The sequence below is a fragment of the Stenotrophomonas sp. LM091 genome (genome assembly GCF_001806305.1).
Taxonomy (GTDB): Bacteria; Pseudomonadota; Gammaproteobacteria; order Xanthomonadales; family Xanthomonadaceae; genus Stenotrophomonas; species Stenotrophomonas bentonitica_A.
Window position 1 is genome coordinate 3900560 of record NZ_CP017483.1, and the last position, 21780, is coordinate 3922339.

General features: G+C 68.5%; 19 protein-coding genes. 15 read left to right on the top strand and 4 right to left on the bottom strand.

The annotated features are described in order from the left end of the window. Nucleotides 1-68: 68 nt before the first annotated feature. The 12 genes from BIZ42_RS17435 (at nt 69) to pcaC (ending at nt 11856) form a co-directional block, all read left to right on the top strand. A complete protein-coding gene (locus BIZ42_RS17435; protein WP_070427583.1) occupies nt 69-1580 on the top strand; it encodes a NosD domain-containing protein in 1512 nt (503 codons plus the stop codon). A gap of 21 nt (nt 1581-1601) precedes the next feature. After that, entirely contained in the window at nt 1602-2897 is a 1296-nt protein-coding gene (locus BIZ42_RS17440; protein ID WP_070427184.1) for a carbohydrate porin, read from the top strand. Beyond that, nucleotides 2897-3748 (top strand): type I 3-dehydroquinate dehydratase, encoded by an 852-nt coding sequence (aroD, locus tag BIZ42_RS17445; RefSeq protein ID WP_070427185.1) that lies wholly within the window; start codon nt 2897-2899, stop codon nt 3746-3748. The genes BIZ42_RS17440 and aroD overlap by 1 nt, the downstream gene beginning before the upstream one ends. A 49-nt stretch (nt 3749-3797) precedes the next feature. Continuing rightward, the gene (locus tag BIZ42_RS17450) at nt 3798-5117 is read left to right on the top strand and encodes an MFS transporter (RefSeq protein WP_070427186.1); all 1320 of its coding nucleotides are present in this window, start codon (nt 3798-3800) and stop codon (nt 5115-5117) included. 149 nt (nt 5118-5266) lie between these two features. After that, on the top strand, nt 5267-5956 hold the full coding sequence (locus tag BIZ42_RS17455) for a 3-oxoacid CoA-transferase subunit A (protein WP_046274344.1): 690 nt from the start codon (nt 5267-5269) through the stop codon (nt 5954-5956). Further along, nucleotides 5953-6600 carry a 3-oxoacid CoA-transferase subunit B gene (locus BIZ42_RS17460; protein ID WP_019183124.1) on the top strand — a complete coding sequence of 216 codons (648 nt, stop codon included), beginning with the start codon at nt 5953-5955 and terminating at the stop codon, nt 6598-6600. Before BIZ42_RS17455 ends, BIZ42_RS17460 begins: the two co-directional genes overlap by 4 nt. A 7-nt stretch (nt 6601-6607) precedes the next feature. After that, nucleotides 6608-7816: a 3-oxoadipyl-CoA thiolase gene (gene pcaF, locus BIZ42_RS17465; RefSeq protein WP_026069771.1), complete on the top strand. Its 1209-nt coding sequence runs from the start codon at nt 6608-6610 to the stop codon at nt 7814-7816. 106 nt (nt 7817-7922) lie between these two features. After that, a complete protein-coding gene (gene pcaH / locus BIZ42_RS17470) occupies nt 7923-8633 on the top strand; it encodes a protocatechuate 3,4-dioxygenase subunit beta (RefSeq protein ID WP_019183122.1) in 711 nt (236 codons plus the stop codon). A 4-nt stretch (nt 8634-8637) separates the two neighbouring features. Beyond that, nucleotides 8638-9201: a protocatechuate 3,4-dioxygenase subunit alpha gene (gene pcaG, locus BIZ42_RS17475; protein WP_070427187.1), complete on the top strand. Its 564-nt coding sequence runs from the start codon at nt 8638-8640 to the stop codon at nt 9199-9201. Between the two features lie 68 nt (nt 9202-9269). After that, on the top strand, nt 9270-10613 hold the full coding sequence (locus BIZ42_RS17480; RefSeq protein WP_070427188.1) for a 3-carboxy-cis,cis-muconate cycloisomerase: 1344 nt from the start codon (nt 9270-9272) through the stop codon (nt 10611-10613). A 24-nt stretch (nt 10614-10637) separates the two neighbouring features. Further along, nucleotides 10638-11414, top strand: coding sequence for a 3-oxoadipate enol-lactonase (pcaD, locus tag BIZ42_RS17485; RefSeq protein WP_070427189.1), 777 nt, complete (start codon nt 10638-10640; stop codon nt 11412-11414). 49 nt (nt 11415-11463) lie between these two features. Next, nucleotides 11464-11856 (top strand): 4-carboxymuconolactone decarboxylase, encoded by a 393-nt coding sequence (gene pcaC, locus BIZ42_RS17490; RefSeq protein ID WP_070427190.1) that lies wholly within the window; start codon nt 11464-11466, stop codon nt 11854-11856. 132 nt (nt 11857-11988) lie between these two features. Here pcaC and BIZ42_RS17495 read toward each other — a convergent pair whose 3' ends face one another. Continuing rightward, nucleotides 11989-12843 (bottom strand): IclR family transcriptional regulator C-terminal domain-containing protein, encoded by an 855-nt coding sequence (locus BIZ42_RS17495; protein ID WP_026069769.1) that lies wholly within the window; start codon nt 12841-12843, stop codon nt 11989-11991. Nucleotides 12844-12939: 96 nt separating this feature from the next. Then, on the bottom strand, nt 12940-15387 hold the full coding sequence (locus BIZ42_RS17500; RefSeq protein ID WP_083279892.1) for a membrane-bound PQQ-dependent dehydrogenase, glucose/quinate/shikimate family: 2448 nt from the start codon (nt 15385-15387) through the stop codon (nt 12940-12942). Nucleotides 15388-15651: 264 nt separating this feature from the next. Here BIZ42_RS17500 and BIZ42_RS17505 point away from each other — a divergent pair, with 264 nt between their 5' ends. After that, complete coding sequence (locus tag BIZ42_RS17505) at nt 15652-16188, top strand: adenine phosphoribosyltransferase (RefSeq protein ID WP_070427585.1); 537 nt, start codon at nt 15652-15654, stop codon at nt 16186-16188. Between the two features lie 96 nt (nt 16189-16284). Here the strand turns inward: BIZ42_RS17505 and dbpA are convergent, their stop codons facing one another. Both dbpA and BIZ42_RS17515 read right to left on the bottom strand, forming a co-directional pair. After that, nucleotides 16285-17667 carry an ATP-dependent RNA helicase DbpA gene (gene dbpA / locus BIZ42_RS17510; protein ID WP_019183114.1) on the bottom strand — a complete coding sequence of 461 codons (1383 nt, stop codon included), beginning with the start codon at nt 17665-17667 and terminating at the stop codon, nt 16285-16287. A 33-nt stretch (nt 17668-17700) separates the two neighbouring features. After that, nucleotides 17701-18777 (bottom strand): YeiH family protein, encoded by a 1077-nt coding sequence (locus tag BIZ42_RS17515; protein WP_070427191.1) that lies wholly within the window; start codon nt 18775-18777, stop codon nt 17701-17703. 104 nt (nt 18778-18881) lie between these two features. Here BIZ42_RS17515 and BIZ42_RS17520 point away from each other — a divergent pair, with 104 nt between their 5' ends. Beyond that, nucleotides 18882-19778, top strand: coding sequence for a LysR family transcriptional regulator (locus BIZ42_RS17520; RefSeq protein ID WP_070427586.1), 897 nt, complete (start codon nt 18882-18884; stop codon nt 19776-19778). Nucleotides 19779-19814: 36 nt separating this feature from the next. After that, nucleotides 19815-21698, top strand: coding sequence for an ATP-binding cassette domain-containing protein (locus tag BIZ42_RS17525; RefSeq protein ID WP_070427192.1), 1884 nt, complete (start codon nt 19815-19817; stop codon nt 21696-21698). Nucleotides 21699-21780: the final 82 nt, after the last annotated feature.

Here is a 21780-nt window from a genome sequence, read left to right on the forward strand (position 1 = left end):
CGAACCGGTACTGAAGCCAGGTGCAGGGGAAGACCGCCGGAGTCCCTTTCCCTGTGCGGAGTATGCGCATGCGTTGCCGTCTGTCTGCTGTTTCCCTGTCCCTGCTTGCCGTGCTGCCATCGCTGGCGCAGGCCTTCCAGGCCGAACCTGCGCGCACGTCACTGGAGGTGCTGCAGGTGGAGCGCTATGCCGATGATGCCAACCCGGGTTCGCTGCGCTGGGCGATCAGTACCGCCAACCAGGCGCCGGGGCGCTACCGGATCGAGATTGCCGCGGTGGGCAACGCCCCCTACGTGATCCGTCCGGCCACGCCGCTGCCGGAGATCGTCGGGCCGGTGCAGATCGTCGGCACGCCGTGGGCACGCGATGGCCAGTACGTCGCCATCGACGGCTCGGCCTACGTCACCGGTACCGGCACCGATGCCTGCCCGGGGGCCGAACCCGGCCAGTCCGGCACCAACGTGCGTACCACTACGTTGCCGGGGCTGGTCCTGCGCGATACCCGCGGCGTGGAACTGACCGGGCTGGAAGTCCGGAACTTCTGCATCGGCGTGTTGATCAACCGCAGCAGCCACAACGAGATCCATGACAACCGCATCGTCGCCAACAAGGGCGGTGCCGGGATCATGCTCACCGGCGACGATGGCAAGGGCCAGTCCACGGCCACCACCACGGTGCACAACCGGATCGTACGCAATCAGTTCGTGGATAACGGCGATGGGCTGGAGCTGACCCGTGGTGCCGCCTGGAACCTGGTGGCCGACAACCTGTTCCAGTCCACGGCGGCCAATCCCGAACCGTCGCAGGGCATCGAGATCCTGTGGGGCAACGACAACACGGTGGTACGCAACCGCTTCGTCGATTACTCCGATGGTCTGCAGATCAACTGGGGCAACCGCAACTACATTGCGGCCAACACCTTCAGCGGCAACTCGATCGGGCTGAGCATCACCGGCAGCGAAAACGTGGTCGACGGCAACACCATCACCGGCAACGGGATCGGCATTGCAGTGCGACCGCAACCGGTCAGCGCACCGAACCGGTTCAGCGCCAACCGGATATTCGGCAACGGGCTGAAGATCGAGCGCTGTGAAGCCGGTGGCGCCTGCGCCACGGGCCAGCCGCGCGGTGCGATCGTGTTCGGTGTGCCGGGGCTGGAGCACGCCAGCTTCATCGGTTCGCGCGGGCGGGGAGTGGAGAATGATCCGGCCAAGCGCGCGCGCATCTGTACCGCGCCGGGCCAGGCCGAGTGCCAACCGGCGCCCAATCTCGGCCAGGCCGCGCCGACGTTGCAGGCGGTGCAGGGCAGTGGTGCCGCGCGCACGGTTCAAGGTGTGCTTCACGGCGTGGCCGGGCAGCGCTATCTGGTGGAAGTGTTCGGCAACCGTGCCGCCGTCGGTCGCGAAGCCGAACGCCTGCTCGGCACGGTCGAGGCGCTCACCGATGCGCAGGGGCAGGGCCGCTTCACGCTGGCGCTGCCGACCACCGGCGAGACGGCCGAGATCGCCACCGTGACCGCCACCGCGACTTCCGCGCTGGGCGCGACCTCGCCCCTCAGCGCGCCGCTGTCGCTGCGCTGATTCCCTCTTCGAGACACACCCATGGCTGCTCTGATCCGAACCTCTCTGTCCACGCTGGTTGCCACGGCGCTGCTGTGCCCGGCGCTGGCCGCCGCACAGTCCGCCAACCGCTACGACGGCGCCACCCTCACCGGCGATTGGGGTGGCACCCGCACCGCGCTGGACGAACGTGGCATCCGCTTCCGCGGCGACTATGTCGGCGAGGCGATGGGCGTGGTCGACGGCGGTTATGGCCGAACCGGCGCGCGCTATGCCCAGCAGGTGCGCGTGGGCGTGGATCTGGACATGGGCACACTGGCCGGCTGGAGCGGCGGTGCGTTCCACGTCACCCTCAACGACCGTCGCGGCAACAGCACCTCGGCCGATCTGGTCGGCAACCGCTTCCCGATCCAGGAGGCCTACGGTGGCCAGTACACCCGCCTCACCGAAGCCAGCTACGACCAGACCTTCAACGCCGGCCAGTCGTATTTCAAGCTGGGCTACTACGCGATGGGCAACCAGTTCGGCCTGCACAGCCTGCTGACCCACTTCGTCAATGCGGCGTTCTGTGCGCATCCGCTGGCGATGTCCGGCAACAGTGGCTGGTACAACTACCCCACGGCGCGGTGGGGCGGTGAAGTGGCCCAGCAGGTCAGCCCGGCGCTGAACGTGCGCACCGGCTGGTTCCAGGTCAACCCCAATCTGGGCGGCAACATCGAACGCAATGCCTTCCGTCCGTTCGTCTCGGGTACCACCGGCTCGCTGTTCCCGGTGGAGGTGACCTGGACGCCGGACAAGGGCGGCGCCCATCCGGGCGTGTACAAGTTCGGTGGCTACTACGACACCTCACGGGTCAACCAGCGTGGCCTGGATACCTCGCCGACCACGGGGCGCCACGGTGCCTACGTGCTGGCCGAGCAGCGCCTGACCCGCGAAGCAGGGGATCCGCAGCGCGGGCTGACCGCGTTCGCGCAGTACATGGTGTCCGACACCGATACCGCGCAGATCCGGCGCTGGTACGCGCTGGGCGGTGTCTACCAGGGCATCGGCTCGCGCGCGCAGGACAGCATCGCGCTGGGCTATGTCGGTGCGGACATCAACCGCCGCCTGGTCGATGCGCGCCGCGCCGATCTCGTCGGCATGGGCGTGCCGGGCGATTCGCCGCTGTACCAGCTCAGCCAGGCAGAAGAACTGTTCGAACTGTCCTACAGCATCCAGGTCACGCCCTGGCTGATGATCCGCCCGGACGTGCAGTACATCGTCAATCCCGGCACGTTCGCCTATACCCGCACCGACAACGCCTGGGCGTTGGGTGTACAGACCAAGGTCACCTTCTGATGCGCGTGCTCACTCCCTATCTGTTGGCCGCCGTGCTGGGCGGCGTGGCATCCGTTGCGCAGGCCGCCCCACCGGCGGTGACGCCGTTGCAGGTCGGTGCGCTGCGCATCGGTGAAGGCGCGCCGCGCACCATCGTGCCGATCACCGGCGCCACCGCGGAACTGGCGCTGCAGCAGGCGGCGGCGATCGCGGCCAGCCCGGCCACCGACCTGGCCGAGTGGCGCATCGATTACCTGGACATCGCCACCGACGGCAAGGCGCTGGTCGCGCTCGGCAAGCGCATCGCGCGCACGCTGGACGGCAAGCCGATGATCGTCACCTTCCGCACCCAGGCCGAAGGCGGAAGCAAGCCGATCAGCGATGCAGACTATGCCGCGCTGTACACCACGCTGCTGCGTGGCCAGTTCGCCCAGTTGATCGACGTGGAGATGTTCCGCGACCCGGCCCGGGTCACGGCCCTGGTCGAGCAGGCACACAAGGCCGGGGTGAAGGTGGTGATGTCCAGCCACGACTTCCACGCCACGCCCGCCCGCGAGGAAATCGTCGCGCGGCTGCTGCGGCAGGATGCGATGGGTGCGGACGTGCTCAAGATCGCGGTGATGCCGCACGACGCGGATGATGTGCTCACCCTGCTGGATGCTACCTGGCAGGTCCGCCAGCGCAGCAGCAAGCCGCTGCTGACCATGTCCATGGGCGGGACCGGCGTGGTCTCCCGGCTGGCTGGTGAGACCTTCGGCCAGGCACTGACCTTCGGGATGATCGGCACGCCTTCGGCCCCGGGCCAGGTCGAGGTCGACCAGCTGCAGTCGGTGCTCCAGGTCATCCATGCCTCCAGCCAGGCCGGTCGTTGAGACCTCCCCGCCGGACACCCTCCGCATCACGTTGTCGCAGGATCCTTGTATGAGCCATGCCGCCGCCTCCGCTTCCCCGCTCTTGCTCGAGCGGATGAGCCCTTTCCAGTGGACCGCCATCGCGATCTGCGTGCTGTTGAACATGCTCGATGGCTTCGATGTGATGGTGATGGCCTTCACCGCGCCGCACGTATCGGCCGACTGGGGGCTGTCGGGCAAGGTGCTGGGCATCATGCTCAGTGCGGGCCTGGTCGGGATGGCACTGGGCTCGTTCCTGCTCGCGCCGCTGGCCGACCGCTGGGGCCGCCGGCCGATGATCATGCTCTGCCTGGTGATCCTGACCGTGGGCATGGCCGCATCGGCGCTGGCCGCCAATGCCTGGCAGCTCGCGGCACTGCGTGTGTTCACCGGCATCGGCATCGGCGGCATGCTGGCCGGGGTAGGGGTGATCACGGCCGAGTATGCCAACGCCAAATGGCGCAGCACGGCCGTGGCGATGCAGGCCACCGGGTATCCCATCGGGGCCACCCTCGGCGGCCTGCTGGCGGCGTGGATGCTGGAGCATTTCAGCTGGCACAGCGTGTTCCTGATCGGCGCCGGTGCATCGCTGCTGTGCATTCCGCTGGTGCTGGCCTGCCTGCCCGAATCGCTGGACTTCCTGGTCGCGCGGCGGCCGAAGGATGCCTTGCCGCGACTCAATGCGTTGCTGGTGCGCATGCGCATGCCGGCGCTGCAGGCACTGCCGCCGGCACCGGTGCGTGCCGATGGACGCAAAGGCTATGCCGCACTGTTCGTGGGCGACCTGCGCCGGGTGGCGGTACTGATCGCGCTGGCCTTCTTCCTGCACATGTTCGCGTTCTACTTCGTCCTGAGCTGGACCCCGAAACTGCTGGTCTCGGCCGGCGTCTCGGCGCAGCAGGGCATCACCGGCGGCGTGCTGCTCAATCTCGGGGGCATCGTGGGTGGCAGCCTGTTCGGCTGGCTCGCCTCGCGCTGGGCACTGTCGCGGCTGACCGCCGCCAGCCTGGTGCTGGCCATGCTGGCGATGCTGCTGTTCGCCGCCTTCAACACCCGCCTGGAGATCGCCTTCCCGATCGCGTTCGTCATCGGCGCAGCGCTGTTCGGTGCGATGGCCGGGCTGTATGCGGCCGCGCCGGTGGTGTTCGCGGCGGACGTACGCACCACCGGCCTTGGCTGGGCGATCGGCATCGGGCGTGTCGGCGCGATTCTCTCGCCGCTGAGTGTTGGCCTGCTCGTCGATGCGGGGTGGTCGCCGGCGGCGCTGTACGTGCTGTGCGCGCTGCCGCTGGCACTGGCTGCGTGGGCCTGCCTGGGCCTGCGCGTCGGCGTTGGCCAGACGCGTACCTGAGCGCCGCGGAGCACGACGATGATGTGCGATTATCGAATCAGGTGGCCGAATATCGGATTGACCGTGCGCATTGCGCTGCGCACCATGGTCACCTCCAGAGTCTTCCCGCAGGTGGCCGCGCATCGCAGCGCGTGGCAAGGAGCAATGCAGTGATCGACAAGACCGTGGCCAGCGCTGACGCAGCGGTGGCCGATATCCACGACGGCGCAACGGTGATGATCGGCGGCTTCGGTACCGCCGGCATGCCCGACGCGCTGATCGATGCCCTGATCGCGCAGGGCGCGCGCGGGCTGACCATCATCAACAACAACGCCGGCAACGGCGACACCGGGCTGGCCGCACTGATCCAGCACAAGCGCGTGCGTCGCATCATCTGTTCGTTCCCACGCCAGTCCGATTCGCAGCATTTCGATGCGGCCTACCGCGCCGGAGAGATCGAGCTGGAGCTGGTGCCGCAGGGCAACCTGGCCGCGCGCATCCATGCGGCCGGCTCGGGGCTGGGCGCGATCTTCACTCCCACCGGTTACGGCACCGAGCTTGCACAAGGCAAGGAAACCCGCGAAATCGACGGCCGCCATTACGTGCTCGAGTATCCGCTGCATGCCGACTTCGCGTTGATCAAAGCGCACCATGGCGACCGCTGGGGCAACCTGGTCTACCGCAAGACCGCGCGCAATTTCGGCCCGCTGATGGCGATGGCCGCGCGCTGTGCGATCGTCCAGGTGGAATCGGTGGTGCCGCTGGGTGAACTCGATCCCGAGGCGGTGGTGACCCCGGGGATCTTCGTGCAGCGGGTGGTCGAACTTCCCGCGTCCACCGGTGCAGGAGCGCGCGCATGAACCGCCTCAGCCGCGAACAGATGGCCGCCCGCGTCGCGCGGGACATCCCCGAAGGTGCCTACGTGAATCTGGGCATCGGGCTGCCGACCACGGTGGCCAACTTCCTGCCGGCCGACAAGGAGATCTTCCTGCAGTCGGAGAACGGGCTGCTGGGCATGGGCCCGGCACCGGCCACCGGTGATGAGGACCCGGACCTGATCAACGCCGGCAAGCAGCCGGTCACCCTGCTCACCGGTGGTTGCTATTTCCACCATGCCGATTCGTTCGCGATGATGCGCGGCGGCCACCTGGATATCTGCGTGCTCGGCGCGTTCCAGGTCTCGGCGCAGGGCGACCTGGCCAACTGGAGCACCGGTGCGGCCGATGCGATTCCGGCAGTAGGTGGTGCGATGGATCTGGCGATTGGCGCCAAGCAGGTCTTCGTGATGATGGACCTGCTCACCAAGCAGGGGCAGAGCAAGCTGGTGGCCGAATGCAGCTACCCGCTGACCGGGCTGCGCTGCGTCTCGCGGGTGTATACCGATGTCGCCGTGTTCGACCTGGGCAAGGACGGCGCGACCGTGCTGGAGATGGTGGATGGGGTGACGCTGGCGCAGCTGTGCGAGCTGACCGGCCTGCCACTACAGATGCGTGAAGGAGCCTGACATGAGCCTGCACGAAACCTATATCGTCGATGGTATCCGCACCCCGATCGGCCGTTATGCCGGTGCGCTGTCCGGCATCCGTGCCGACGACCTGGGCGCGCTTCCGATCAAGGCGCTGCTGGCACGTCACCCGCAGCTGGATCCGGCGCTGATCGACGAGGTGTACCTGGGCTGTGCCAACCAGGCCGGCGAGGACAACCGCAACGTGGCACGGATGAGCCTGCTGTTGGCCGGTCTGCCGGTCAGCGTGCCGGGCAGCACCGTCAACCGGTTGTGCGGCTCGGGCCTGGATGCGATCGGCACGGTGGCCCGCGGCATCGCCGCTGGCGAACTCGGGCTGGCCATCGCCGGCGGGGTCGAATCGATGTCGCGTGCGCCGCTGGTGATGGGCAAGCCGGGGGCCGCGTTCGCGCGTGACCAGACCCTGGAAGACACCACCATGGGCTGGCGCTTCATCAACCCGCGCCTGCGCGAGCTGCACGGCGTGGAAACCATGGGCCAGACCGCGGAAAATGTCGCCGAGCGCTACGCGATCTCGCGCGAGGACCAGGATGCCTTTGCGCTGCGCAGCCAGCAGCGCACCGCTGCGGCCCAGCAGCGCGGATTCTTCGAGGGCGAGATCGTCGCGGTCGATGCGCCGGGCCGCAAGCGCGGCGAAAGCGTGCGCGTGGCGCACGACGAACACCCGCGTGCCGATACCACGATCGAGGCGCTGGCCAGGCTCAAGCCGCTGTTCCGCCAGCCCGGCACCGTCACGGCCGGCAATGCCTCGGGCATCAACGATGGTGCGGCCGCATTGCTGCTGGCCTCCGGTGCGCAGGTACAGGCGCTGGGGCTGACGCCGCGCGCGCGCATCCTCGGGTTTGCCAGCGCCGGCGTGGAGCCGGCGATCATGGGCATGGGTCCGGTGCCGGCCACGCGGCGCCTGCTGGCCCGGTTGGGCCTGGGCATCGGCGATTTCGATGCGATCGAGCTCAATGAGGCCTTCGCCTCGCAGGGGCTGGCCTGCCTGCGCGAGCTTGGGCTCGCCGACGATGCCGCGCACGTCAATGCCAACGGCGGCGCCATCGCGCTCGGTCATCCGCTGGGCATGAGCGGCGCGCGGCTGGCACTCACACTGCTGCGCCAGCTGGAGGCCAGCGGTGGCCGACGCGGCCTGGCCACCATGTGCATCGGTGTCGGCCAGGGCGTGGCGCTGGCGATCGAGCGCGTCTGAATCCCTTTTCCACTTTTCCGCTTCACGGCCGCTGTCGCCTCGGCGTGGCAGCGTGCCGTAGCACCACAGCCGCGGTCTTCCGGCCGCCCGCCAACTGGAGTACGCCATGAGCGATCCCACTGACCTGCGCGGTTACCGCAGGCCGTATCCCGGCACCCAGCCGGACCGCATCCATCTGCCGTATGCCTCCACGCGCCTGCGCGGCCCGGGCCGCGATCCGATCCGGATTCCGGCCACGTTGTCCGAAGTGACCGGGCCCGCCCTGGACCGCATCACCCTGGGCAAGCACGCGGCCGACCTGACCGCCGGCTTCAAGGGCCAGCCGCTGGGCGAGCGCATCGTGGTCAGTGGCCGGGTGCTGGATGAGAACGGGCGCCCGGTCCGCAACCGCGTGGTCGAGGTGTGGCAGTGCAACGCCGCCGGCCGCTACCTGCACAAGGGCGACCAGCACGACGCACCGCTGGACCCCAACTTCACCGGTACCGGCCAGGTGCTCACCGATGATCACGGCCGCTACCGCTTCACCACCATCAAGCCGGGGGCGTACCCGTGGCGCAACCACTTCAACGCGTGGCGGCCGGCGCACATCCATTTCTCGCTGCATGGCGAGGGCATCGGGCAGCGTCTGGTCACCCAGATGTACTTCCCCGGCGATCCGCTGCTGGCGTTCGATCCGATCTACAACTGCGTGGACGATGACAAGGCCCGCGCGCGCATGGTGTCCTCGTTCGATTGGGAAAACACCGAGAACGAATTCGCGCTGGGCTATCGTTTCGATATCGTCCTGCGCGGCCGCAAAATGACCGTGTGGGAGTAAGCAGATGAGTTTCCAATCCACTCCGTGGCAAACCGTGGGCCCGTACTACCGCCTGGGCCTGGAACCGCTGTACCGCACCGATATCGCACCGGCACAGGCGCAGGGTGAGCGCGTGCAGGTGCAGGGGCAGGTGTTCGATGGCCTGGGCGTTCCCGTGTCCGATGCCGTGCTGGAAATCTGGCAGGCCGATGCGCAGGGCATCTATGCGCACCCGGAAGACCCGCGGCATGCCGATCACGATCCCGCGTTCGACGGCTGGGGCCGAGTGCCGACCGATGAGCAGGGGCGCTTTGCCTTCACCACGGTGCGCCCGGGCAGCGTCGCAGGGCCAAAGGGCCAGGCGCAGGCACCGCACCTGACGGTGCTGGTGTTCATGCGCGGCCTGCTGCGGGCGGCCAGTGCGCGCGTGTATTTCAGCGACGCCCCCGGCAATGCCGAGGATCCGATCCTGGCCCTGGTGCCGGCCGAGCGCCGCGCCACCCTCATCGCACAGGCCCAGGGCAATGGCCTGTACCACTGGGACGTGCGCATGCAGGGTGAGCTGGAAACGGTCTTCTTTGATTACTGAGCCCGCCCTGCACGTCGCGCCGACCGCGCGCGGGTAAGCTGGTGCCTACTGTGAATGGATGGCGCGTGATGAGCGATTCCTACTCCCTGCTCGGTGGCCTGTTCGGTGCGCCGGAGGTCGATGCGGTGTTCACCGACACCGCGCGGTTGCAGGCGATGCTCGATGTTGAAGCCGCGCTCGCACGGGCGCAGGTGCGCTGTGCGGTGATCCCCGCCGCGGCGTTGGGGCCGATCGAAGCGGCGTGCCAGGCCGCGCTGTATGACGTGTCAGCGCTGGGCCGTGCAACGGCGCTGGCCGGCAATCCCGCCATTCCGCTGGTCAAGGCGTTGACCGCGCAGGTGGCACGCGACAGCGCCGAGGCAGCGCGGTGGGTGCATTGGGGCGCGACCAGCCAGGACATCATCGACACCGGCGCGGTGCTGCAGTTGCGCGCCGCACTGGGCTGGGTGCAGGACCGCCTGCAACTGCTCTGCGATGCCGTGGCGGGATTGGCCGATGCCGAGCGCGGTACCGGTTTGCCCGGCCGCACGCTGCTGCAGCAGGCGGTGCCGGTGACCTTCGGCTTGAAGGCCGCCGGCTGGCTCGATGCACTGCAGCGCAGCCGGCGTCGCCTGCAGGCCCTGCATGCCGATACGCTGGTGCTGCAGTTCGGCGGTGCCGCGGGCACGTTGGCATCGCTGCAGACGCGCGGCCTGGACGTGGCCCACGCGCTGGGCGAGGAGCTTGGATTGCCGGTGCCTTCCTTGCCCTGGCACACCGCACGCGATCGCGTGGCCGAGTTCGGCAGCGCATTCGCCTTGTTGACCGGCACGCTGGGCAAGATCGCCACCGATATCGTGCTGCTGATGCAGTCCGAAGTGGCCGAGGCGTTCGAGCCGGCCGGCGAGGGCAAGGGCGGTTCTTCGGCCATGCCGCACAAGCGCAACCCGGTCGGCTGCGTGGCGGCGATCGCGGCGGCCAGCCGGGTGCCGGGCCTGCTGTCCACGCTGTTCGTGGCGATGCCGCAGCCGCACGAGCGCGCCGCTGGGCAGTGGCATGCCGAGTGGGAAACCGTGCCCGAGATCGTGCGCCTGTGCGCTGGCAGCCTGGCCCAGGTAACGGGAGTGGTGCAGGGCCTGCAGCTTGACCGCGCGCGCATGCAGCAGCACCTGGACAGCCACGGCGGCCTGCTCTATGCCGAGGCGGTGGCGGTGACGCTGGCCGAAGTAATGGGAAAGTCTGCTGCACACGCGCTGGTGGAACACGCCGCGCGCCAGGCGCTTGCGCAGCACCAGCACCTGCGTGACGTGCTCGCGCAGATCCCCGAGGTCACCGCGCAGTTGTCGCCCACGCAACTGGACGCCTTGTTCGCACCCGACAGCTGGCGCGGCATGGCCGATACCTGGATCGACCGCGTGCTGGCGCAGCGTTGATCCGACCATTTTCTGGAGTGTTGCATGCCGTTTCTTGAGCTGGAATCGCACCGCCTGCATTACCGCATCGATGGAGTGGTCGATGCGCCGTGGCTGACGTTCTGCAACTCGCTGGGCACCGACCTGCACATGTGGGACCGGCAGGTCGATGCGCTGTCGGCACGGTTCCGTATCCTGCGCTATGACCGCCGCGGGCATGGCCAGTCCAGCGCCGCCCCGGGCCTGTACAGCGTCGCCGGGCTGGGCGCGGACGTGGTTGCGCTGTGGGACCACCTGGGGGTGGAGCGCAGCCATTTCTGCGGGCTTTCCATCGGCGGCCTGACCGGGCAATGGCTGGGCGTGCATGCCGGTGAGCGCCTGCACACGCTGACCGTGGCCGCCACGGCCGCGAAGATCGGCACGCCGGAAAGCTGGAACACACGCATTGCCCAGGTGCAACGCGACGGCCTGCTGCCGCTGCGCGAGGGAACGGCCGAGCGCTGGTTCACCCCGGCCTTCGCGCACGCGGCGCCGGCCGTGGTGGAGGACATCCTGCAGCGCTTCGTTGCCACGGACGTGGGCGGTTACATCGGCTGCTGCCATGCCGTGGCCACGGCCGACTTCCGCGATCAGCTGGGGCGCATCCAGGTGCCGACGCTGGCGATCGCCGGCGACGATGATCCGGTGTGCCTGCCGGCGGATCTGGACGCCATCGCGCAGGGTGTGGCCGATGGTCGCGCCATCGCGGTGCCCGGGCGCCACATCTGCAACATCGAATCCGCCGAGGCGTTCACCGCAGCGCTCGCCGCCCATCTTCGCTGACCGGCCACCGATGGTCGGCACGCCCCCACCTCACAACGAGCAGCCCACAATGGACGAACAGGAACGATACGAAGCCGGCCTCGCCGTACGCCGCGCCGTGCTCGGTGACGCGCACGTAGAGCGCTCGCTGCAGGCACGCACCGATTTCACCGAGGAGTTCCAGGCCTTCATCACGCGCACGGCGTGGGGCACGGTCTGGACGCGCGAGGGCCTGCCGCGGCATACGCGCTCGCTGTTGACCATCGTGATGATGGTGGCGCTGGGCCACGACGAAGAGTTCAAGCTGCACATCCGCGCCGCCCGCAACAACGGCGTCACCCCGGACGAGATCAAGGAAGCCTTGCTGCAGGCTGCGATCTACTGTGGCGTACCTGCCGCCAATCACGCCTTCGCGCTGGCCAGGCCGATCCTCGAAGAGCAGGCGGGCGAACAGAACGGGTGACGGCATCGCCGGCCGCGGTCGCCATCTCCGGCGACCAACGCCACCGCCGCCCACCGACGCCATCGCCGGCTACCGACGCACCGGTAGTGCCGGCCGCTGGCCGGCAACCCCACAACGCCAGACAACCCCGCCTCAGTGCAGCAGGTTGCCCAGCCGCTGGGCCGCTTCGCGCAGCCGCGGCAGCAGCTGCGATTGCATGACGCCCAGGCTGATGCGCCCGGCCTGGGTGCCGATGTTGAGCGCGCCCACCACGGTGCCATTGCGTGCATGCACCGGTACGGCGATCGAGCGCAGGCCGATCTCCAGTTCCTGGTCCACCAGGGAAACACCATCGCGGCGCACGCGATCGAGCATCTCCAGGAAGTCCTCCATCCGCGTGACGGTGCGCTCGGTGCGGGGCCGCAACGGATTGCGCTCCAGATAGCTTTCCAGCGTGTCGCGCGGCAATGCCGCGAGCAGCACGCGGCCCATCGAGGTGCAGTACGCCGGCAGGCGGCTGCCGGCGCGCAGGCCGATCGACATGATCCGCACTGTTTCAGCGCGGGCCACGTAAAGCACATCATCACCGTCGAGCACGCCCAGCGAGCACGACTCATGCAGGTCGTCGCGAAGCGCATCCAGCACGGGCTGGGCAGCAGCGGTCATCGACGAAGAGGCCACGTAGGCGCCGCCAATGCCGAGCACGCGCGGCAGCAGCACGAAGCCACGGCCCTGCTCACCCACGTAGCCCAGCTTCTCCAGCGTGTACAGCACGCGCCGCACGGCCGCGCGCGATATACCGGTCTCGGTGCTGATCTGCGACATCGTCACTTCGCGCGGGTGCTGCGAAAACACACTCAGCACGACCAGGCCACGGCCAAGGGACGTCATGAAATCCGGATCGCCCTGGTTGTCCTGGATCTGCTGCATCAGCTCGTGGCTGAGCCCGCGATCCTGCGGTGGGGCAGGGGCGCGCTTGGGACGACGGCTGGGAGGTGCGGCAGACATGGCGGTGGTTCGTGCTCGGTGATCGTGCATGGTAAGGGCTGCACGCGGCGAAGCGAAGCCGCCGCGCCACGGTCGGTGGACCGTGGCGCGCGGGAATCAGCGCGTGGCCGGCAACGCGTAGGCGATCACGTAGTCGCCACGATCCGGCGACTGGCGTGCGCCACCGGCGGAAATCACCACGTACTGGCGGCCGGTCTTCGGCGACACATACGTGATCGGCGTGCCTTGGCTGCCTACCGGCATGCGGGCTTTCCACACTTCTTCGCCGGTGCGGCTGTCGTAGGCGCGCAGGTAGTAATCCTGGGTGCCCGCGAAGAACAGCAGACCCGATTGCGTGGCCAGCGAGCCGCCGAGGGTCGGCATGCCGATCGGAATCGGCAGGCGCATCTTGATGCCCATCGGCCCGGTGTCCTTGACCGTGCCGACCGGCACCTGCCAGACCAGCTCGTGGGTGGCCAGGTTGATCGCCGACATCGTGCCGAACGGCGGTTGCTGGCACGGGATGCCCAGCTTGGACAGGAAGCGATCACGCAGCGAGCCATACGGCGTGCCGGTCTGCGAGGCAGCGCCCATTTCCACGCCGCCGGCGCCTTCGGTCATCTGCGCGCGCGGAATGAGCTTGGTCCACAGGCCCAGGCGCATATCGTTGACGAACAGGTAGCCAGTGGTCGGATCCACCGATGCGCTGCCCCAGTTCATGCCGCCCAGCGAACCGGGCCACTGCAGCGCGAGGTCTTCGCCCGGCGGGGTGAACATGCCCTCGTAACGGAAGCCCTTGAACTGGATGCGGCACAGCATCTGATCGATCGGCGTGGCGCCCCACATGTCCGATTCGGTCAGGGTCTGCGCACCGATCTGCGGCAGGCCGACCGACAGCCGCTGGGTCGGCGAATAACGCTCGCCATCGGCCTTGCCCTGCGGCGCCTTGATGTCGCGCACCTCGGTGATCGGCTGGCCGGTGGCGCGGTTGAGCATGAATACCTGCCCAGCCTTGGTGACCTGCAGCAGGGCGGGCAGGGTGCCGCCCTTGCCATCGGGCACGTCGGTCAGGGTCGGCTGTGCGGGCAGATCGTAATCCCACAGATCGTGATGCACGGTCTGGTACACCCAGCGCTCTTTACCGGTGGCTACATCCAGCGCCACCACCGCCGAGCTGTACTTGTCATCCTGCGGGGTGCGCTCGCCGGCCCACTGGTCCGGCGTGGTGTTGCCGGTGGGCAGATAGACCAGGCCCAGCTGCGGGTCATAGGCCATCGAGGTCCACACGTTCGGAGTAGCGCGGGTGTAATGGATCGAGGGATCCAGCGGCACGTCGGGGGTTTCCCTGGAAAGGTCCCAGACCCATGCCAGCGCACCGGTACGCACGTTGTAGGCGCGCACCACGCCGGACGGCTCGCCGACCTCGATGTTGTCGGCCACGCGGCCGCCCACGATCACCAGCTCACCGGCCACCAGCGGTGCGGCGGTGAGGGTGTAGAAGCCGGGCTTGATCTCGCCCATGCCCTGCTTGAGGTCGACCACGCCGTTGTCGCCGAAATCGGTGCACGGCGCGCCGGTGGCCGCATCCAGCGCGAACAGGCGCGCATCGATGGAGGTCATCAGGATCCGCTTTTCGCAGATCGCCGGCGCGCTACCGGCGACGGCGGCCGCCGGTGATCGCGGGGCTTCGGGCGCAGGCACCGCCGGGGCAGCCGCCGCCACGGTGGGTACGCCACTCAAGGGCAGGCTGGCATCGAAGTAGCCCAGTCCGCGGCAGCGCTGCCAGTTCGGTGCGGTGGCCTTGGGATCGAACGCCCAGCGTTGCTGGCCGCTGTCCACATCCATCGCGATCACCCGGTTGTGCGGCGTGCACAGGTACAGGGTCTGCCCGATCTGCAGCGGCGTGAGCTGGTCTTCGGCGCCGAAGCCATCGCTCTGCGGCACATCGCCGGTGTGTGCGGTCCAGGCGACCTGCAGCTGGGCCACGTTGGCCGGTGTGATCTGGTCCAGCGCGGCGAAGCGGGTACCGGCGGTGGTGTTGCCCCAGTGCATCCAGTCGCGCTGTTCGCTGCCCTTGGCGACCGGCACCACGGCCGGGCGCGCGCCCTGCGCGGTAACGACCGGACGCGGCTGGAAGGCGGAGACCGCGGTGCCCAGCAGGCCGACCAGCAGCAGGGCAGCGACAGCATAGGCCCCGCGCCCGGCGGGCTGCCCGCGGCTGCGCTTGAGCGCCGGCCAGGCCAGCGCCACCAGCATCGCCAGTACGGCAGGCATCACCAGCCGCGAGACCAGCGGCCAGAACGCCAGCCCGGCATCGGCCAGGGCCCACACCACGGTGGCGATGAAGGCCACCGCATACAGTGCCGCGCCGAGCGGACGTCGCAGGACCAGCAGCAGGCCGGCCAGCAGCGAACCGCCGCCCATCAGCAGGAAGTACCAGCTGCCGCCGAGCTGGACCAGGCGGATGCCGCCCACCAGCAGGGCGAGCCCGAACAGCATCACCACGATGCCAAGAATGACCACCAGAGTGCGGCCCAGGGCCGACGGTTTCGTGTTCTCGTCCACGTTGCATGAACCTCTACAGGAAATCCGGTGCCGACCGGCACCGGTCAGGCCCGCGCGCGCCTTGCGTGGCGGGGACCATGGGTCGCTTCGCTGCTTATCGCGGAAGCGAGGTGAACAATCAGTCAGGGCGATTATCGCACGTGTGTGCGAATTCGAGGTGAGCGGACGATGTCATTGCTGGAACGCAGCAATGCCCAGGCGCCGGGGACCGGCAGCCCCGCGCCGAAGCGTTTACCCTATGCCACCCTGTTCGTTTCCAACCCCATGACCGAGTCTTCCGCCACGCCCGCCTGGGCCGGCCGCCTGCGCGACATCGCCGATTTCCCCAAGCCGTGCATCCTGTTCAAGGACATCATGCCGCTGCTCGCCGACGGCCCGGATTTCGCGGCCGCCATCGATGCGATGGTCGCGCCCTGGCGCGATGCCAACCTGCAGGCGGTGATGGGGATCGAGTCGCGCGGCTTCATCCTCGGCGCGGCCATGGCGCGGGTGCTGGGCGTGGGTTTCGTGCCGGTGCGCAAGCCGGGCAAGCTGCCGGGCAAGGTGCTGCGCCAGGATTACACCCTGGAATACCGGACCGACAGCATTGAAGTACACGCCGATGCCTTGCCGGCCGGCGCTCGCGTGCTGGTGGTCGATGATGTGCTGGCCACGGGCGGCACGCTGCTGGCGGCGTTGTCGCTGGCCCGCCAGCTGCAGGTCGAGGTGGTCGGTGCGGCCGTGCTGGTGGAACTGGCCGGGCTTGGCGGCCGCGAGCGCTGGACGAGCGACGTCCCGCTGCTGGCGAACCTGGTGTACTGATTCCAGACGGCGCGCCGGCGCTGGTAGTGCCGGCCGCTGGCCGGCACCTCAAACGCCCCGACGCAAGTGCAGCCGACCAACGGTCGGCTCTACCGCTCAGACATCCATCTTGCGTACGCGGAACCGGCGGCCCTTGATCTTGCCGGCCTCCAGCTGGGCGATCGCCCGGCCGGCCTGCTCGCGCGCAATGGCGACATATGAGCGCGTGGCATAGATATCGATCTTGCCGATGTACTTGGCGGCCAGCCCGGCATCGCCGGTCAGCGCCCCCAGGATGTCGCCCGGGCGCAGCTTGTCGGTCTTGCCACCATCGATGCGCAGCGTGGTCATTGCCGCCTGCGGCAGCACCGGCGGGCGGGCCGTGGCCAGCGGCGTCTTCTGCCAGTCCAGCGGCTTGCCCTGTGCGGCTTCGAGCGCATCGGCGCGGTTGCGCTCGCGATGCGTCACCAGGCTGATCGCCAGGCCGGTCGCACCGGCGCGGCCGGTACGGCCCACGCGATGCTCATAGGTTTCGATGTCGGTCGGCAGCTCGTAATTGATCACCGCCGCCAGGTCCTGCACATCCAGCCCGCGCGCGGCCACGTCGCTGGCGACCAGCACGTTGCAGCTGCGGTTGGCGAAGCGCACCAGCACTTCGTCGCGGTCGCGCTGTTCCATCTCGCCGTGCAGCGGCAGCGCGGAGAAGCCGAACTGCTGCAGCGAAATGGCGACATCGTCGACATCGCGGCGGGTGTTGCAGAACACCACGGCCGATTCGGGTGTGTACTTGAGCAGCAGGCCGGCCAGCGCCTTCTGCTTCAGTGCCAGCTCGGTCTCGCAGAACAGGTGGCGGATGGCCGGCGCATGGTCGGCGCCTTCCACGGTCACTTCCACCGGGTCGCGCAGCAGCACGCGGGCGATCTCGCGGATCTCATCCGGGAACGTTGCCGAGAACAACAGCGTCTGGCGGTCCTTGCTGGTGCGCCCGGCGATCTCGCGGATCGGCTCCTCAAAGCCCATGTCGAGCATGCGGTCGGCTTCGTCCAGCACCAGGGTGGTCACGCCGCCCAGGTGCAGCACGCGCTTGCGGCCCAGTTCCTGGATGCGCCCGGGGGTGCCGACCACGACCTGCGGATCGTGCGCTTCCAGCGAGGCCAGCTGCGGGCCCAGCGGCATGCCGCCGGTCAGCACCAGCAGCTTGAGGTTCGGAATGCCGGTCGCCAGCTTGCGGATCTGCTTGCCGACCTGATCGGCCAGTTCGCGGGTTGGGCACAGCACCAGCGCCTGGGCGCGGGTCACCGATGGGTCCAGCGCCTGCAGCAGGCCCAGCCCGAAAGCCGCGGTCTTGCCGCTGCCGGTCGGGGCCTGTGCGATGACATCGCGGCGCTCAAGGATGGCCGGCAGGCTCTGGGCCTGCACGGGGGTAAGCGAGGTATAGCCCATGGCATCGATGCCGGGCAGCAGCGCTGGTTTCAGCGGCAGGGAGGAGAATTCAGACATGCGATAGTGTCGCAGAAGTCCGCCCGGCGTGCCTCAGCCCAGCAGTGCGCGCACGCCCAGGTTGATCCCCAGCCCGCCCGCCAGCAGCCAACCAAACAACAACAGCGCCAGCAGCAGCGGCCTCATCCCGGCCTTTCGCAGGGCCGACACATGCGTGGTCAGGCCAAGCGCGGCCATGGCCATGGCCAGCAGCACGGTGTCCAGATCGATCGCCGCGCTGACGATGGCGGCCGGCAGCATCTGCAGCGAGTTGAGCCCGGCCACCGCGACGAAGCCGAACGCGAACCACGGCACCACGATCTTCGCGCGCTGGCCGCACGCACCCGGCACGCCACTGCGTGCGAGCAGCATCGACAGCCCGATCAGGAACGGGGCCAGCATCATCACCCGCACCATCTTGGCGATCACGGCGGTGTCGGCAGCCCCCTCGCTGACCGCGCGGCCGGCGGCGACCACCTGGGCCACTTCGTGCACGGTCGAGCCCGTGAACACGCCGTAGGCCTGGGTGTCCATCGGGATCCACCCGTGGGCAAGATTGAGCTGGTACAGCGCCGGATACAGGAACATCGCCAGCGTGCCGAACACCACCACGGTGGAGACCGCCACGGTCACCTGGTCCGCGCGCCCGCGCACCACCGGCTCGGCCGCCATCACCGCGGCCGCACCGCAGATCGAGCTGCCGGCACCGATCAGCAGGGCGCTCTCCCTGTCGAGGCCGAACCAGCGCGTGCCGGCCCACCACGCCAGCGCAAAGGTACTGGTCAGCACCAGCGCATCGGTCAGCACCCCGCCGACACCGACCTGGCCGATATCCTGGAAGGTCAGGCGCAGGCCGTACAGCACGATGCCCGCACGCAGCAGCCAGTGCTTGGAGAAACCAACGCCGGCACCGGCCGAAGCCGCCAACCGTGGGTAAAGCGTGTTGCCCAGCGCGATGCCGAGCACGATGGCCAGGGTCAGCGCGCTGATGCCGTGCCTCTGCAGCCACGGCAGCGGCGCCAGTCCCATGGCCGCTGCAGCCACGGCGCCGGTCAGCAGCAGCCCGGGGAGGCGGCCACGCCAGCGCTGGGCGGTCGTGGGTGAGGGCAGGGCGGCAGCAGGGGTGTTCACGGGTAGCTCCAGTCAGTTCACAGCGATAGCCTGCGCCCCGCGCATAAACCTGTAAAACGCATTGTTATTGTCATATCGACCTGTTTGGTGAGTTAATGGGTGTCATGCACCTCACCCTCCGCCAATGGCAGGTTTTCGTGGCGATCGCCGACGCCGGCACCACGGCCGCGGCAGGGGCGCAGCTGGCCTTGTCGCAATCGGCCACGAGCGCAGCGCTCAATGAACTGGAAAGCCAGCTGGCCAGCCCGCTGTTCGACCGCATCGGGCGCCGGCTGATCCTCAACCCGCAGGGTCGGGCGCTGCTGGATCCCGCCCGCGCGCTGCTGGTTGCCGCGGCCGATCTGGAGCGGCTGGCCGGGGTCGGGCAGATCGCGTCCGGCGCGCAGCTCCTGCTGCTGCGGCTCGCGGCCAGCACCACGATCGGCAACTACCTGCTGCCGTCCCGCGTCGCCACGCTGCTGGCCGACAACCCCCAAGCCCAGGTGGACCTGCGGATCGGCAACAGCGCCGACGTCGTCGCGGCGGTCCAGCGCCTGGAGGTGGATCTGGGCCTGATCGAAGGGCCCTGCCACGAAAGTGGCCTGCAGGTGCTGCCGTGGCAACGCGACGACCTGGTCATCGTGGCGGCGCGCGGGACCACGCCGGCGCACATGGAAATTGCAGCGTTGGCGCAGGCCCGCTGGCTCCTGCGCGAGCCGGGCTCGGGCACCCGCGAGGCGGTCGAGCAGGCGCTGCTGCCACACCTGCACCACTTTGCCCGCGCCATGCAGCTGGGCAGCACCGAAGCAATCAAACAGGCGGCGGCCGCCGGGCTCGGCCTGGCATGCCTGTCGCGGCACGCCGTAGCCGATCTGATCGCGCTGGGTACGCTGGTCATCGTCGATACCCCGCTGCCGCCGATGTCGCGCCAGCTGTGGGTGGTCCGCCATCCGGGCAAGCGGGTTCCGCCGGCGCTGTGGGCGCTGCTGGGGCTGCCTGCGGGCGTGTTCGGTCAGGAGTAAGCGACGCCACGCACCGCCAGCCCGTACAATGGTCGGATGCCTCTGATTACTCTGCAAAACGTCGACTTCAGCGTCGGCGGCCCCCTGTTGCTGGAAAAAGCCGAACTGTCGATCGAGCCGGGCGAGCGTATCGCCCTGATCGGCCGCAACGGCGCCGGCAAATCGACCCTGCTCAAACTGCTGTCCGGCGATCACAAGCCCGATGACGGCGAAGTCCGCGTGCAGCAGGGGGTGCGCATCACCCGCCTGGAACAGGAGGTCCCGCACGGTGCCGCCGGCAGCGTGTTCGATGTGGTTGCCGACGGCCTGGGCGAGCTGGGCCAGTGGCTGGCCGAGTTCCATCACCTGAGCATGGCCGAGGATTTCGACGGCGATGCGCTCTCGGCCGTGCAGGCCAAGATCGATGCCGCCAACGGCTGGGGCCTGGACCAGCGCGTCAGCGAAACCCTGACCAAGCTCGACCTGGACGGCGATGCCGAATTCGCGCGCCTGTCCGGCGGCATGAAGCGCCGCGTGCTGCTGGGCCGCGCGCTGGTGTCCTCGCCGGACCTGCTGCTGCTCGACGAACCGACCAACCACCTGGACATCGAAGCCATCGACTGGCTCGAAATGTTCCTCAAGAACTGGAACGGCAGCGTGGTGTTCGTCACCCATGACCGTCGCTTCCTGCGTGCACTGGCCACCCGCATCGTCGAGATCGACCGCGGCCAGGTCACCAGCTGGCCGGGCGACTGGGCCAACTACGAGCGCCGCCGCGAAGAGCGCATGAACGCGCAGGCGCAGGAAAACGCGCGCTTCGACAAGCTGCTGGCCCAGGAAGAAATCTGGATCCGCCAGGGCATCAAGGCGCGCCGCACCCGCGACGAAGGCCGTGTGCGCCGCCTCAAGGCGATGCGCAACGATCGCTCGCAGCGCCGCGAACTGGGCGGCAACGTGCGCATGGAAGCGGCGCAGGCGGAGAACTCCGGCAAGAAGGTCATCGACGTCAAGGACATCTCGTTCGCCTTCGGCGAGCGTGTGATGGTCAAGGACTTCAGCACCGTGATCCTGCGCGGCGACCGTATCGGCCTGATCGGGCCGAACGGCAGCGGCAAGACCACGCTGCTCAAGCTGCTGCTGGGGGATCTGCAGCCGCAGAGCGGCGAAGTGCGTGCCGGCACCAACCTGCAGATCGCGTATTTCGACCAGTACCGTGCCGTGCTGCGCGAAGACTGGACCGCGATCGAGAACGTGGCCGAAGGCCGCGATTTCATCGAGTTCAACGGCAAGCGCAAGCATGTGCACGCCTACCTGCAGGACTTCCTGTTCTCGCCCGAGCGCGCCCGCGCACCGATCACCCGTTTGTCCGGTGGCGAGCGCAACCGCCTGCTGCTGGCCAAGCTGTTCGCGCAGCCGTCCAACCTGCTGGTGATGGATGAACCGACCAACGATCTGGACGTGGAAACGCTTGAGCTGCTGGAAGAGCTGCTGAGCGATTACACCGGCACGTTGCTGCTGGTCAGCCATGACCGTGACTTCCTGGACAACGTGGTCACTTCCACGATGGTGATGGAAGGTGACGGCGTGGTCGGCGAGTACGTGGGCGGCTATACCGATTGGCAGCGCCACGCTGCACGCGTGGCCGCCGCGGCCGCCGCTGCGCCCGTGGTGGCGACCAAGCCGGTTGCTGCGGCGGCTGCCGCTGCCGCGCCGGCCGAGGCCAAGCGCAAGCTGAGCTACAAGGACGCGCGCGAGCTGGAACAGCTGCCGCTGAAGATCGAAACGCTGGAGAAGGACGTCGAAGGCCTCACCGCCGCGATGAACGACCCGGCGTTCTATCAGCGCAGCGCCGCCGACATGGCCGCGCACAACGCGAAGCTTGCCAAGGTCCAGGCTGAGCTGGACGCCGCGTACGCGCGCTGGGAAGAACTGGACGCCTGACCCGGTGATCGACGTAGAGCCGACCGTTGGTCGGCTTGACGGTACGCGACGTATTGCACCGACCGCTGGTCCGCCGCACGCG

What these genes read in the sequence shown, in the direction of transcription:
- BIZ42_RS17435 (WP_070427583.1), top strand. Translation starts at nt 69, where the DNA reads ATGCGTTGCCGTCTGTCTGCTGTTTCCCTGTCCCTGCTTGCCGTGCTG.
- BIZ42_RS17440 (WP_070427184.1), top strand. Translation starts at nt 1,602, where the DNA reads ATGGCTGCTCTGATCCGAACCTCTCTGTCCACGCTGGTTGCCACGGCG.
- aroD (WP_070427185.1), top strand. Translation starts at nt 2,897, where the DNA reads ATGCGCGTGCTCACTCCCTATCTGTTGGCCGCCGTGCTGGGCGGCGTG.
- BIZ42_RS17450 (WP_070427186.1), top strand. Translation starts at nt 3,798, where the DNA reads ATGAGCCATGCCGCCGCCTCCGCTTCCCCGCTCTTGCTCGAGCGGATG.
- BIZ42_RS17460 (WP_019183124.1), top strand. Translation starts at nt 5,953, where the DNA reads ATGAACCGCCTCAGCCGCGAACAGATGGCCGCCCGCGTCGCGCGGGAC.
- pcaH (WP_019183122.1), top strand. Translation starts at nt 7,923, where the DNA reads ATGAGCGATCCCACTGACCTGCGCGGTTACCGCAGGCCGTATCCCGGC.
- pcaG (WP_070427187.1), top strand. Translation starts at nt 8,638, where the DNA reads ATGAGTTTCCAATCCACTCCGTGGCAAACCGTGGGCCCGTACTACCGC.
- BIZ42_RS17480 (WP_070427188.1), top strand. Translation starts at nt 9,270, where the DNA reads ATGAGCGATTCCTACTCCCTGCTCGGTGGCCTGTTCGGTGCGCCGGAG.
- pcaD (WP_070427189.1), top strand. Translation starts at nt 10,638, where the DNA reads ATGCCGTTTCTTGAGCTGGAATCGCACCGCCTGCATTACCGCATCGAT.
- pcaC (WP_070427190.1), top strand. Translation starts at nt 11,464, where the DNA reads ATGGACGAACAGGAACGATACGAAGCCGGCCTCGCCGTACGCCGCGCC.
- BIZ42_RS17495 (WP_026069769.1), bottom strand. Translation starts at nt 12,843, where the DNA reads ATGTCTGCCGCACCTCCCAGCCGTCGTCCCAAGCGCGCCCCTGCCCCA.
- BIZ42_RS17505 (WP_070427585.1), top strand. Translation starts at nt 15,652, where the DNA reads ATGACCGAGTCTTCCGCCACGCCCGCCTGGGCCGGCCGCCTGCGCGAC.
- dbpA (WP_019183114.1), bottom strand. Translation starts at nt 17,667, where the DNA reads ATGTCTGAATTCTCCTCCCTGCCGCTGAAACCAGCGCTGCTGCCCGGC.
- BIZ42_RS17520 (WP_070427586.1), top strand. Translation starts at nt 18,882, where the DNA reads ATGCACCTCACCCTCCGCCAATGGCAGGTTTTCGTGGCGATCGCCGAC.
- BIZ42_RS17525 (WP_070427192.1), top strand. Translation starts at nt 19,815, where the DNA reads ATGCCTCTGATTACTCTGCAAAACGTCGACTTCAGCGTCGGCGGCCCC.